15 protein-coding genes are annotated in these 13478 nt (G+C 34.7%); 5 read left to right on the top strand and 10 right to left on the bottom strand.

Annotated elements, in window-relative coordinates; translation table 11 throughout:
- Positions 1-25: 25 nt before the first annotated feature.
- From proS to D1866_RS00790, 8 genes are read right to left on the bottom strand one after another with little or no spacing between them, the layout of a single operon-like run.
- Positions 26-1471 (bottom strand): proline--tRNA ligase, encoded by a 1446-nt coding sequence (gene proS, locus D1866_RS00755; protein ID WP_152940697.1) that lies wholly within the window; start codon positions 1469-1471, stop codon positions 26-28.
- A 42-nt stretch (positions 1472-1513) separates the two neighbouring features.
- On the bottom strand, positions 1514-1819 hold the full coding sequence (locus D1866_RS00760) for an ATP synthase subunit c family protein (protein WP_048054916.1): 306 nt from the start codon (positions 1817-1819) through the stop codon (positions 1514-1516).
- Positions 1820-1844: 25 nt separating this feature from the next.
- Positions 1845-2012 carry a hypothetical protein gene (locus D1866_RS00765; protein ID WP_170254122.1) on the bottom strand — a complete coding sequence of 56 codons (168 nt, stop codon included), beginning with the start codon at positions 2010-2012 and terminating at the stop codon, positions 1845-1847.
- Positions 2002-2643 carry a V-type ATP synthase subunit D gene (locus D1866_RS00770; RefSeq protein WP_152940699.1) on the bottom strand — a complete coding sequence of 214 codons (642 nt, stop codon included), beginning with the start codon at positions 2641-2643 and terminating at the stop codon, positions 2002-2004. Before D1866_RS00770 ends, D1866_RS00765 begins: the two co-directional genes overlap by 11 nt.
- Positions 2640-4040 carry a V-type ATP synthase subunit B gene (locus D1866_RS00775; RefSeq protein ID WP_152940702.1) on the bottom strand — a complete coding sequence of 467 codons (1401 nt, stop codon included), beginning with the start codon at positions 4038-4040 and terminating at the stop codon, positions 2640-2642. The genes D1866_RS00770 and D1866_RS00775 overlap by 4 nt, the downstream gene beginning before the upstream one ends.
- Complete coding sequence (locus D1866_RS00780) at positions 4040-5812, bottom strand: ATP synthase subunit A (protein WP_152940704.1); 1773 nt, start codon at positions 5810-5812, stop codon at positions 4040-4042. Before D1866_RS00780 ends, D1866_RS00775 begins: the two co-directional genes overlap by 1 nt.
- The gene (locus D1866_RS00785) at positions 5802-6395 is read right to left on the bottom strand and encodes a V-type ATP synthase subunit E (RefSeq protein ID WP_152940706.1); all 594 of its coding nucleotides are present in this window, start codon (positions 6393-6395) and stop codon (positions 5802-5804) included. Before D1866_RS00785 ends, D1866_RS00780 begins: the two co-directional genes overlap by 11 nt.
- 6 nt (positions 6396-6401) lie before the next feature.
- Positions 6402-6704: a V-type ATP synthase subunit F gene (locus tag D1866_RS00790; RefSeq protein ID WP_048054917.1), complete on the bottom strand. Its 303-nt coding sequence runs from the start codon at positions 6702-6704 to the stop codon at positions 6402-6404.
- A 64-nt stretch (positions 6705-6768) separates the two neighbouring features.
- On the opposite strand from D1866_RS00790, the gene D1866_RS00795 reads away from it, so the two are divergent.
- Positions 6769-8937 (top strand): V-type ATP synthase subunit I, encoded by a 2169-nt coding sequence (locus D1866_RS00795; RefSeq protein ID WP_155860981.1) that lies wholly within the window; start codon positions 6769-6771, stop codon positions 8935-8937.
- On the opposite strand, the gene metG is transcribed toward D1866_RS00795, so the two are convergent.
- A complete protein-coding gene (metG, locus tag D1866_RS00800) occupies positions 8915-10633 on the bottom strand; it encodes a methionine--tRNA ligase (protein ID WP_152940710.1) in 1719 nt (572 codons plus the stop codon). The two genes, D1866_RS00795 and metG, sit on opposite strands and share 23 nt — an antisense overlap.
- Before the next feature lie 52 nt (positions 10634-10685).
- Here metG and D1866_RS00805 point away from each other — a divergent pair, with 52 nt between their 5' ends.
- Entirely contained in the window at positions 10686-11618 is a 933-nt protein-coding gene (locus tag D1866_RS00805; protein WP_152940712.1) for a DNA primase regulatory subunit PriL, read from the top strand.
- Here D1866_RS00805 and pgsA read toward each other — a convergent pair.
- The gene (pgsA, locus tag D1866_RS00810; protein WP_152940715.1) at positions 11588-12163 is read right to left on the bottom strand and encodes an archaetidylinositol phosphate synthase; all 576 of its coding nucleotides are present in this window, start codon (positions 12161-12163) and stop codon (positions 11588-11590) included. The genes D1866_RS00805 and pgsA overlap by 31 nt on opposite strands.
- A 52-nt stretch (positions 12164-12215) precedes the next feature.
- On the opposite strand from pgsA, the gene D1866_RS00815 reads away from it, so the two are divergent.
- The 3 genes from D1866_RS00815 to D1866_RS00825 are packed head-to-tail and all read left to right on the top strand — an operon-like array spanning position 12216 to position 13472.
- On the top strand, positions 12216-12530 hold the full coding sequence (locus tag D1866_RS00815) for a hypothetical protein (RefSeq protein ID WP_013775982.1): 315 nt from the start codon (positions 12216-12218) through the stop codon (positions 12528-12530).
- 22 nt (positions 12531-12552) lie between these two features.
- Positions 12553-13038, top strand: coding sequence for a protein-lysine N-methyltransferase (locus tag D1866_RS00820; protein ID WP_013775983.1), 486 nt, complete (start codon positions 12553-12555; stop codon positions 13036-13038).
- Entirely contained in the window at positions 13035-13472 is a 438-nt protein-coding gene (locus tag D1866_RS00825; RefSeq protein WP_155860983.1) for a DUF2286 domain-containing protein, read from the top strand. The genes D1866_RS00820 and D1866_RS00825 overlap by 4 nt, the downstream gene beginning before the upstream one ends.
- Positions 13473-13478 lie beyond the last annotated feature (6 nt).

Genomic DNA, 13478 nt, shown 5'->3' on the forward strand with positions numbered 1-13478 from the left:
CCCAATTAAAATGGCTATCTAATATCTAATAAGTTTTTGCTACTCTTAAAACATTAGTTGAAGGTTTTTTACATATGACACAAGGATCACTAGTCTTTTTAGCATCTATAGGATACCCTAATACTCTAGCATTAAGCTCTTCCTCTATCTTTAACCCGCATGAATTATCGCCACACCAGGGAACTTCTATTATCCCTCCCCTGTTTTCAAGTATTTTTTTAGCCTCGTTGACATCATTAGTATAGAAAATTCTGGAATTAAAGAAATCCCAAGCTTTCTTTTTCAGATCTTCTGAGAGAGAAGAAAGAAGTTCGGTAACAGTTTTTATTAACTCGTCCTTCTTTACAATTTTAGCCTCTAAAGTATCTCTCCTCTTTATGGTAATAGTCTCATTGTTTACTTCTCTTAATCCAATTTCTATCCTTAAAGGAACACCCTTCATTTCCCAGTAATAGAACTTTTCTCCAGGAGTCTTCTCTTTATCTGAATCAACCACTGCAGAAATTCCTGCTGAAGAGAGTTTTTCTTGAATTTCTTTACAATAATTGTCTACTCTTTTATTATCTTCCTCTGTCTTTGCAGGTATTGGGATTATAACAACCTTAATTGGAGCTATTATTGGATTAAGTAGTGGTCCATGATCATCGCCGTTTACTGCTATAGATACTGCTATTACTCTATCTGAAATTCCATAACTTGTCTGATAAGGATAATCTAGAGAACCGTCAGCTTTTTGTATTTTATAATCTAAAGCTTTAGTAAAGTGTTGTCCTAAATGATGAACAGTACCTATTTGCAATGCTCTACCGTCTGGCATTAACGTATCAAAAGCGTAAGTGTGTTCTGCTCCAGCAAATCTATCCCACTCCGGTCTTTCTGAAAGGATATAAGGTATCCCAAGTGTATCGAATATTTTCTTATAAATTTCTATTGCCTCTTTAACTTGCCTTTCTGCGTCTTCGTAGCTAACATGCAATGTATGAGCTTCTTTAAAAGTCGTAACTTCCCTTAGCCTTATCATTGGTCTCGTTGCCTTAGTTTCGTATCTAAAAATGCTTACTATCTGATAATATTTCTTTGGTAATTCTTTATAGCTTTTTATCCACAATGATTCCATATAAGTTATTGCAACCTCTGAAGTTGGTCTCAATGCTAGCCTAATATCTAAATCTTCTTCTCCGCCTTTAGTGACCCAGTAAACTTCACCTTCAAAACCTTTAATATGCTCACTTTCTTTTCTGAGTAAATATTCTGGAATCAATAATGGAAATAGAACTTCCTCGTGTCCAGTCTCATCTAAAAACTTCCTAATAATATTAATAACGTTCTGTCTTATCTTAAAACCATAAGGCATCCATACGCCCATTCCTTTTATAGGGTACCTTCCATAATCATATATTTCAGCTTGAAAAATTACATTATCAAACCATTCGCTGAAATTATTCTTCCATTTTTCTCTAGGAATTTGCATTGAGAAAAGAAAATAGAATGGCCTAAAAAATTTATATGGTTTTTACACGTGTGCAAACAACATTAACACTGCAAACACTAACCCGTATACTACTATTCCTTCACCGATTGCAACGAATATTAGTACAGTACCAAACATGTCTCTTCTTTCTGTTAGAACACCGATACCTGCAGCTGCTGCCATACCTACTGCAACACCTGCACCAATTGCTGCTAAGCCTATAGCTAATCCAGCTCCGATGTTTACTCCTTCAAATCCTTGAGGACTACTATAACCTACTTGTGCACCTACTGGGATTGCAGTTATCATTCCCAAAAATAGAGAAAGTAATAAAATTGCAGACTTCATTCTCTTCATAATTTATCACCACTAATTACTTTGATACTTCCTTTAAAGCCTTTCTCTTGACTTCCTCTAGCTGTTTTTCCTTGTTTTGTATTAGCTCATCAAATTTCTTTTGCAACTGAAGAAAGCTTTCTTTCTTCTTTTGATCTAAAACTGATTTTATATTATTCAAATATTTCTCAACTTCACTCTCCACTTTGTCTCCTCCTCTCAAGTATTCTCCTAGTAATTTTAAGCCTTACGAATTCCTCCCTAGCTTTATCATCTAAAACTGATTTTATGTACTTAACTGAACCTCTATAAAAGGGAAGTATAGAAGTATCTATTGCATTTATTAGCCTTTGAGTTCTTCTTAATTCTGCAGCCAAAGATCTAATAGTTGATTCTAATTCAACCAGCTGAACGACCTTAACTAATGCCTCTCTCATTTCGTCATATGCCTCAGAAAGGTAGGGAGAAGTCTCGACTTCACTAAAGGGTTTTTCCGGAATAGAACTTTCATTAAGCTGGATAACTGGGATTTTCACTCCAAAGATTACCCTTAATGAACTAGATACACTCAAGGAATGAGATTGAGAATCAGCAATTTTCTCAATAGTAGTTATGCCTTCATCTACAACAGCCTGCATATAGCTATTGTAAGTTTTCTTTAAAGCCTCATTAACCTCATTATATAATTTCTCATACTCCGCGGCATAAGTCCTTAAATAAATAAGTAAAACTTCCCTTTTGCTTTCTAACAGCCTTTTTATAGTAGATACAAGCTTTAACTCATTTTTAAATCTAATAAGATTTAATTTAGTTGGCAAAACCTTATTTGAGCTCATTTCTTACCACGATACGCAGGATGATATTTCTTGATGTAAGCCTCTTTTATGTTAGTTAATTCTCTCTCTGGCAATATGGATAGAATCTCCCAACCTATATCAAGAGTAGTCTCTATATCTCTATTCTCGTTAACTCCTTGATTAACAAATTTCCTTTCAAATGCATCTCCAAATAATAAGTACTTTCTATCAATGTCAGACAAGCTATCTTCTCCAATTATTGCTGCAAGACCTCTTGTGTCGACAGCCTTTGCGTAGGCTGCAAATAATTGGTTAGCAAGGTCTTTATGGTCTTCCCTTGTTTTTCCTTCTCCTATTCCATCTTTCATTAATCTAGATAAACTCATTAACACATTGATTGGCGGATATATTCCCTTATTATACAATGATCTATCCAATACTATCTGACCTTCAGTTATGTATCCAGTTAAGTCTGGAATAGGGTGAGTCATGTCATCGTTTGGCATGGTTAATATTGGCATTTGGGTAATGGAACCTTTCTTGCCTTTCACTTTTCCTGCCCTTTCATATATAGTTGCTAAATCAGTATACATATAGCCTGGGTACCCTCCTCTACCCGGCACTTCTTCCTTAGCTGCACTTATTTCTCTCAATGATTCACAATAGTTAGTCATGTCTATTAATATCGCAAGAACATGCATGTCCTTCTCAAAGGCTAAATATTCTGCTAAAGTTAATGCAGTCCTTGGAGTTAATATCTTAACTACTGGAGGCTCATTAGCTAAAGTCATGAACATTGCTACTCTATTTGTTGCACCAGTTTCCTCGAAGAATTTCCTAAAGAATAATGCATCATCATACCTTATTCCTATCGCTGCAAAAACTACCGCAAAATTACTTTCTTCTCCTCTTACTGTAGCCTGCTTAGCTATTTGAGCTGCTAGTATATTTGCAGGTAATCCGCTGCCGCTAAAGATTGGTAATTTTTGACCTCTTAATAGAGAATTTAATCCATCAATAGCCGATATTCCTGTTTGAATAAATTCCTCGGGATAATCCCTAACTGCAGGATTTATTGCAGAACCATTTATATCTCTTTTTTCACCGGATATTACTGGAGGTCCATTATCTAAAGGTTCACCTAATGGGTTGAACACTCTGCCAAGCATTTCGTCAGAAATCTTAACCTCTAAGCCTCTACCTAAGAACTTAACGTTAGTACCGGTAGGAGATATTCCAGTAGTTCCTTCAAATACTTGCACAACTGCCATACCTAATTGACTATCTACTACTATACCTCTCCTTTTTTCTCCATTTTCCATTTCAATCTCTACTAGTTCATTGTATCCTGCGTCCGTAACTCCCTTAACAACCATTAGTGGGCCTTTAATCATTGATATATTCGAAAATTCTCTTACGTTTAGGGTAGTTTCCATTACCCGCTCACCTCCTTTGATAACTGTTCAAATTGTGCCCTTAATGTTTTTTCTAACTCGTCATATTTTTCGAGGGCGTTATTTGGAATTGTGGCCTTAGATCTAATTATGTCAGACACTACTTTTATACTATCTATGATCTTCTTTACTGGAACTCCTTTTTCGACTAATGGGGATGCGAGAGTATTATATAAGTAGATTAGCTTCATTATCCTAACCTGCTTTTGTGGGGAAGAGAACGCATCGATATCATCAAATGCGTTCTGCTTTAAGAATGCCTCCTTTATTAATCTGGCCACTTCTAGAACTAACTTATCTTTCTCAGCGAGAGATTCTGGCCCAACTAATTTAACTATCTGCTGTAACTCGTTTTCTCTTATCAAGGTTTTTACCATGAATTCTCTCATTTCCTTCCATTGCGGATCAACGTTCGTAATCCACCACTTTCCTACTAAATCAACGTAAGCTGAAAATCCTTGTAACCAGTTAATTGCAGGGAAATGTCTTGCGTGGGCTAATGAGACATCTAACGGCCAGAATACTCTAACGAACCTTAAAGTATTGCTAGTTACTGGCTCAGTGAAGTCTCCTCCTGGTGGAGAAACTGCTGAAGCTAACGTAACTGAACCAACTCTTTCTGGATTACCTAAAGTTATAACTCTTCCTGCTCTTTCGTAATATTCTGCTAATCTTGAAGGCAAATAGCTTGGGAATCCTTCTTCTGCAGGCATCTCTTCCATTCTACCTCCTAGGTCTCTTAATGCCTCCGCCCATCTAGTAGTAGAGTCTGCTACAACTAACGTATCGTAGCCTTGATCTCTAAAATATTCTCCAAGTGTTACGCCTAGGTAAATACTAGTTTCCCTTGCTGCTACTGGCATATTGCTTGTGTTAGCGACTAATATAGTCCTTTCAAGTAATGGCTTTCCGGTCCAAGGATCTTTTAACGTTGGGAATGATCTTAGTTCGTCAGTTAACTCATTTCCTCTTTCGCCACAACCTACATATATTACTATCTTTGCTGAACTCCATTTTGCTAAGCTTTGTAAAGTCACCGTCTTTCCAGAACCGAAAGGCCCTGGAATTGCAGCTGTTCCTCCTTTAGCTAAAGGAAATATTGTATCTAATACTCTTACTCCAGTTAGCAATGGCTCTGAAGGCTCTAATTTTTCTTTATAAGGTCTAGGAATTCTTACTGGCCATTTATGCATCATTTTTAATGAAACTTGGTCACCGTTCATATCAAGTGTAGCTATTGTGTCTTCCACAGTGTAATCTCCTTCTGGAACTATGTCCTTTATTTCTCCATGACGATCTGGAGGAACTAATATTTTGTGCTCAATCAACGAAGTTTCTTGTACAACACCCAATACGTCTCCAGGAGAAACCTTATCACCTTTCTTAACTTTAGGAACAAAATGCCATTTCTTTTGCCTATCTAAAGGAGGTATTTTTACGCCTCTATTGACAAAAAGTGAACCAGTGACCTCAGCAATAGTACTTAACGGCCTTTCTAATCCGTCGAATATCTTTCCCAGTAAGCCTGGACCTAGCTCTGCTGATAAAAGACCCCCAGTATTATAGACTGGTTCACCTGGTTTAAGCCCACTAGTATCTTCGTAAACTTGAATGTAGGCTCTGTCTCCTTCTATTCTTGTTATTTCACCTACAAGCCTTAATTCTCCTACTTCAACTACCTCATACATTTGTGAATTTCTCATATTATCTGCAACTACTAGTGGACCGTTTACTCTAACTATCTTACCTACCATTTTCACCACCAAATAATATTTCTGCAACTTTAGGTTTAACTGATTCAAAAACTTGACTTAAAATAAGATTTAACGAATAATCCCTCATGAGTCCTACGTCAGGATAATAAATCTTTATTCCTCCTAACAAGTTATTATCCTCCTCAACATCTGCACTTAACTTATTATCCTTAAGGATTTTCTTAACAAGTTCCTCATCGCTCTTATTACATATTATCTTAGCTTTTGTTGTAGATGATGAAATCTCTTTCTTTATTATTGACTGTAAACCTTCTGCGTATTCTTTAGAAGAAGTAACTACATTAATATTCTTAACTACCTCATCATAAACCTTTTGTAACCAATAGTTCTCTTCATTTAATATAGCTCTTTTATTCTCTACATCAAGTTTAGCTTTTTCACCTTCTATTTGTTCCTTTCTCTTTGAAATTAGGTCTCTTATTTTCTTATCATAATCAGAAAGTATGTCATTGTACTTATTTTCAATTATCTTATTGGCCTCAGCTAATGCTTGTTCTAAATTTTCCCTTATATCTTCCATTACTTTTTTAATTGCGTAATCGAGCAAATCATTTAATTCCATTATTTCTCACCCAAAACCTAACGCCCTTAAAATCAACTTTCTCACGTCCATAGGTTCAGCTTCACTATAAGGAGAAGGAATTACTGTAATTAAAGGTTTTGTTTGAGAAGATATAACGCTTTCAAGTCTTTCTCTTACCGGATCGTACAAATCTTTAGTAATTAAAACTAGGTCGACGTCCTCCATTTTCCTTACATTTTTTATCTCATCTTCCAGTGAATAGGGATCTTCAACAACTTTCCCCTCAGCTCCCATCATCCTAAATAAAGATACCGTATATCTATCTCCAAGGAGCAAAATTTTTCCCATGCTCTCAAATCTGTAATGTAGATTAAATATTTTAATCATCATTCATACTCTATATCGAGCTATAGTGATCCTTCCCGAAAAAATGAGTAGGGTACAGATTATAGCTAATAAGGAACTTTTAGATGACGTAGTTACAAGAATTCTAAAATTCCAAAATTTCGAACCAGAAGAACCGGAGGAACCAATATCCAGTGAAAGATTTGAAGAAGCCAGAAGGAAGCTTGGAATAATACAAGAACATCTAAATAAATTCCAAATAATAATGGATCTCGCAGGAGTTACAATAGAACCAAAAGGAAAAATGAAGGCAGGGAACTGGAATAAAATAGCCGACGAGGTAGATAATGAAGCAACACAAGAAGAGGAAAAATACAAGGAGTTACTAGAGGAGATTGGCAAGATAAAGAGTGAACTAGATTTATACAAAGCACAGTTAAATGAAGTATTACCATTTAAGGATATAACAGTTAATTTAAGTAAATTATATAGTTTAAAGCTATTTGATGTATATTTACTCACTATTTTATCCAGTCAATTAGATAAAGTGAAATTTGATAATGCATTAGTTCTTACTAAGAGAATAAATGAGAAAACTTACGCTGTAATTATCATGGCACCTAAAGGAATATTGCAAAAGGACAAAATAGAAAAAGAAATAGGTGCAAAAGTTTTTGAAACCCCTGAAGGAAAAGCCCCTTACGACGTTTACAATGAAGTCCAGAATAAGATTAATGAGTTAACTAAGATCTTGGAAGAAACCAGAGCAAAATTAAAAGAAAAACTAAGAGCTTGCGAACTTCATGTGAAAGAAATTTATGGTAGATTACTAACTGTGAGAGATGCATTAACTATTATATCTAGAGCAAGAGTATCAGAGTTTTATGTCCAAATTGAAGGCTACGCGCCAACTAAAATGGTTAAAAAACTCAAGGATCAATTAAAAGGAGAAGCCTTCATTACTGAGAGACTGCCTAGAAGGTATGGAGAAAAGGATAAGCCACCTACATTAATTAGCCTTCCTAAGAGTATAAGGGTAATAGAATCGGTTGTAGAACTTTATGGTACTCCCTCCTATTGGGAAATTTCTCCAATAATATTCCTTATATTCACTTTTCCAATACTCTTTGGGCTAATGTTCCCAGACTTTGGTAATGCCTTAGTTGTATTTTTATTTGCGATATGGTTCTACAAATACGGTAAAAGGAAAGGTAGTGAGAATACAGAGAAGCTCAGCTTAGTGCTAATTTACTCAAGCATAGTTGCAATGATCACTGGCTTGCTTGCTAGAGAATTTTTCGGGCCAGTACTAGTAGGAGGCCCAAGAGAAGTATTTAATAATGATAGTTATCCAGTAGGACCTTTGTATTACGTATGGCCAGTCCCAGTAAGCGTTTCTGATTCTCTAAAGTACTTGATACCTTTTGGCAATTATTCTATCCTATCTGTAGAAATAGAAGATACAATGATATTATCAATATTCATAGGAGCGCTTGCACTATTTGTAAGCTCTTTGCTCGGTGTTATTAATGCTATAGATAAGAAGGATCCAGAATTCTTATTTTACGAAAAATTACCCTTGTTGATTCTTTACACAGTACCGCTTATAATATTCGGCTACGGATTTGTAGATATAAGTGACTATTTTGGAAAGGTAGAATGCTTACTGGGTGGCTTACTTACTAATATATTCAGTTTTCCACCTAATCTCTCAACGCCGACTTATGCTCTTGCTTATATACTAATACTATGGGTAGAGATTGGACTAATTTATAATTGGATAAGCAAAGTTATACTAATAAAGAGACATGAAGGACACGTAGGCTTAGGAGCTGCGATAGGAATGGGCTTTATAGAAGGAGGTTTTGAAGCAGGGATTTTACTACTTTCAAACACTATATCTTTTATAAGAATTTTAGTATTTGCCCTAGCTCACTACTATTTATTATACGCCTTTAGCTACATGGGGCTCCTAGTACTATATAGTTCAGTTCCCTATGTTGCCGCAGTAATAATAGCTGGAATAATAATAGCCTTAGGAAACTTACTAGCAATAGCGTTAGAAGGATTAATAGTATTTATACAAGATATGAGGCTTCACTTCTACGAAATGTTTAGTAAATTCTACGAAGGACAGGGAAGAAAATTCATGCCAGTAATGAATTATGTAGAACTAGAAGAAGGAGAAAAAGAAATAGCTAAAGAAAGAGAAGTTATCGAAGTAAAGGCGGCCTAATATTATCTAATTCCTTCCTAATTTTTTCCAATTTCTCATTAAGTTCTTTCTCAAAATTCTGGTCAATTTTCTTAAATATCGGAGAAGCTTGTTCTACTTTGTGGTTATGATCCAATACGAATTCTCCGGCAGAATCCCATTTTTCATTCTCAATTCCTCTCAAACCTAACTGGTTGTAAATCTTTTCTGCTGATGTAGGAATTATCGGATAAAGTAAAATTGAAAGAGTTCTAACGGAATTCGATGCAATATATAATGTATTTTCTGCAACTTTAATATCATTTTTAACCTTATCCCACGGTGCTTTTTGATTAAGATAAGCATTACCTTCTCTTGCAATCTTTATTATTTCATCACTTCCAGCTTTGAGCTTACCTTTTTCGAAAAGTTGAGAAACTACGACTGGCGTGGTCTTTACTAATTCCATAAATTTCCTGTCTGTGTCGTCTAATTTATCCTCATTAAAGTTAGGCACATATCCTTTAAAGTATCTATTGACCATAGTTATAACTCTATTAACATAATTTCCAATATCATCATTAAGCTCTGTATTTATTATCCTAATAGCTTCTCTCCATAAAAAGTTCGTATCCTTCTCTTCAGGCCTTAATCTTATTAGAACATACCTCCAATAATCTACGTCCATCAGTCTTGGTGCCTCATCTATCCATATTCCTATCCTTCTACTTTTACTGAATTTTTGTCCCTCATACATTAAATACTCAGTTGACGAAATAACTGAAGGTAATTTGTAACCCTTCTTAGATGCCATGAGCATTGCAGGAAATATAACGGCGTGGAAAGGTATGTTATCCTTTCCTATAAAATAGTAACTTTTAACGTCATCTCCAAACCAGAATTCTTTCCATTTGTCAGGATTTCCTGTCTTTTCGAAATACTCTATAGTAGCGGAAATATATCCAAGAAGTGCTTCAAACCAAACGTAAATAGTTTTACCTTCTGCGCCTTCAAATGGTGCAGGAATTCCCCAAGATGTATCCCTTGTTAAGCTCCTAGGTTTAAGTCCTTCTTGAATCCAGCTTAAAGCTACAGATTTTACGTTATCCGGCATGTCCTTATTATTTTCTAACCACTCCTTTAGTTTATCTGAAAATTGACTTAAGTCAAAAAACCAATGCTTAGTCTTCTTTATTACTGGCTTTGAACCACATATAGCACATCTAGGATTTATTAAAAGCGTTGGCGAAAGTAACCTTCCGCATCTATCACATTGATCTCCCCTAGCGTCTTCATATCCGCAGTAAGGACAAGTTCCTTTAACAAAACGGTCTGGCAAGAATATCTTATCGTGTTCACAATACGGCATTTCTTCTTCTTGAACTTTTATATAGTCTTGAATACTTAGGAGAAATTCCCTTACGAACCTTTTATGAGTCTCAGACTCTGTTCTCGTATAATTATCATAACTTATTTTCCATACATCTAGAAATAACTTCTTATCGTACTCGTGAGCTTGATTAGTTAAATCTCTAGGATTTATTTTCCTCTTTATTGCTTCAACCTCTATCGGTGTACCATGTTCGTCACTTCCGCTTACAAAAATTACGTTGTCTTTACCGTACTTTAATCTAGCATACCTAGCAAAAACATCCGCTGATAGTACTGAACCTATTAGATTTCCTAAATGCGGAACTGCCTCCACATATGGCCAGGCAGATGCTACATAAATTTTCATAGGTTTAATAAGCAAAGCTGATTTATAAAAAGTTGCGAGAATAAGTAAAACTGTGGCAATAGTAAATACTGAAGCTTATCCATTTAGAGTCAGTTTAGAACAAGTTCTCTCTAGATATGGGGGCTTATCTTTTTATGACGTAATTTCCAATAACGGAGATACTATAAAAGAAGCTAAGGAAAGGATAAATAGAATAATTAAAGGTGAGGATATAAAACATTATAAGGATACAAAAAATCCTCAATTATTATTTTATTCAGTTCTTCTAATACTTTCAGTTCTAGGAGATAAAAAAATTGCAGAAAAAGTTTGCAGAAAAGAGGCTGAACTTTTTGCAGAGGATTTAGAGAAAGAAGATGAAGAAAATTTACTTGAAATGGCTAATTTTCTAGGAATAAAAATTGAAAAGAAGAAAATTGAATACCATGTAACTAAAGGTAAAGTTGTTCTAAATTATGCAATATATTTCATAGATTATCTAAGGCTAACTAAAAATCTAAGGAAGAATTCTAAGTTTTCATTATCAGAAAGAATTCTTAAAGATGGATATGTCTTTATAGATAGAAAGACATTGATAAGCTTAATGAAGGAAGTTATCTACGAAAAAATGATGAGCCTAGTAAAGCCAATTCCTTTGTCAGAGATCCCAGATACTATAAGAGATCTACTCTTTCTGAGAAAAGGCATAACGCCACCTTGCATTTCTGCTTTATTTAAGAAGGATAAAAAAAGCGAAGAAGAACTAAAAATTCTCACTGTTTATATGATAGATATAGGCAGCAGTATGGATTCAATAATAACTATGCTTAAAAATAACGGTATTCAAAATCCTGAAGACTTCTTAAATCACTTTATAAAAGATAGAAAAACTAGATACATACTTTACAACTGTACACAGCTAAAGAAAATGAACTTATGTATATCAGAGTGTGGAGTAAAAAATCCTTTACAACTCTATTTTGGTAGATTAGATAATACGAGTTGAAATCTTTGAATTACAGTAACTATTGATAATACGATAAATATATAAAATACATAGATAGTAAATGTAAAATTGAAGAATAACAAAATAAGTATTATCATAGTGAATATTATCCTTTCTCCCCTTTCTATTATGCCTCTTCCCTCAGCTTTGATTCCTAAAGCTTCTGCTCTAGCTCTTAAATATGGAATAATGAGTGAAATTCCTACAAGAAGCGAGACTAGAATAGGCTGGAAATATAGTACTAAAGGACTTAAAAATAACGTATCTTCTACTCTATCTAGAGAAGAATCTAAAAACGCACCTTTGTTTCCGGCTGTTCCAGAGATCCTTGCGACCTCACCGTCTAATGCGTCGGAAAATGAAGATAACGCAAGTAATATTGCACCGTAAAGTGGGTTTTTCGAAATATATAACACTATAAAATAAATAATAGAAAGGATAAGTCCTAGTATAGTAATCTCATTAGCTTTTATCCCATTTTTTGCTAGTGCATTAGCTATAGGCCTTAATATTCTCTTACTTTCCCTCCTTAATCTAGTAATCATCGTTACCACTACTGTTTTAAACCAGTTTCACGAGATTGTGAGTGAGATTGTTATGAAAGCTAAAAAGTTAATCCTCGTAACGTCAGAAGCACATCCAATGCATAAGGCATTCCTAAATGTTACAGATCAGCTATCAAAGGAGTTGGGAATTGAAAAGGAAGTAAAAATGGAGGATTATTCATTTTTAGCAGATTATGGAGAAAAGGACGATTTAGGGATGTCTTGGTTACCTCAATTATTCGTAGAGTTGGAAGACGGTAAAATAGTTCCTATTTTAACTAAAATGCCATTGGGAGCAGATTTAAAGGCTGACTCAACAAAAGGCAAAGAAGAGGCTCTAAATAAAATAAAAAGCCTAACTTCATAAACATTATTTGAAGTGGTTAAAAATGACATACACACCACATGTTCCATATGTACCAACACCAGAACCAGTTGTAAGGAAAATGCTAGAAATAGCAAAAGTAGGACCAGAAGATATAGTATATGATTTGGGTTGTGGAGACGGGAGAATTGTAATAACTGCAGCAAAAGAATTTAATGCAAAAAAAGCAGTAGGCATAGATATTAACGACGAAAGAATAAAAGAAGCTTTAGAGAACGTTAAAAAGAATGGTGTTGAAGGGAAAGTAATAATCGAAAAGGGTAACTTTTTTGATGTGGATCTATCAGAAGCAACAGTAGTTACAATGTTTTTATTAACAAATGTAAACGAAATGCTTAAGCCTAAATTGGAAAAAGAGCTTAAGCCAGGAACTAGAGTAGTTTCGCACGAGTTTGAAATGAGAGGTTGGACTCCAAAGGAAGTTGTTAAGGTTGAAGACGGAAATATGAACCATATAGTTTACCTTTATGTTATAGGTGAACATAAGTGAAAGTTATAATTCTAAAAAGTGAGAATGGAAAAATAACATCAGAAAAAATAACAGAAGGAGACCTAGCCGAGGTAGTAAGAAATACAGCTATTGAAGCACTAAAAGAATGGAATGAGCTCACGTCGGATTTTATAATCATGAAAGACTCACAAGAGGCTAAATTGCCATTACCTTTAAAGCCTGACGTTTACGAAGCTGTAAAGAACTTTTTAGCCGGAAAAGAAAAATCTGCTGCAATACTGAAAATACCAATATTCATTATAAGTTATGACAATATATGGCAAGAAGAAAATTTCCAAGATAAGAAAGTTTATGTTGTCTCTTATTATCTAAACGACGACCTTAAGAAAGAATTGATTGAATACGCACAAGGAGTTACTTCGGAAGAAAAACCTCAAGATAGTGGAGAAGAGGAAGAGGAGGAAGAAGAATAAAACTCT

It is taken from the genome of Acidianus ambivalens, assembly GCF_009729015.1.
Classification (GTDB): domain Archaea; phylum Thermoproteota; class Thermoprotei_A; order Sulfolobales; family Sulfolobaceae; genus Acidianus; species Acidianus ambivalens.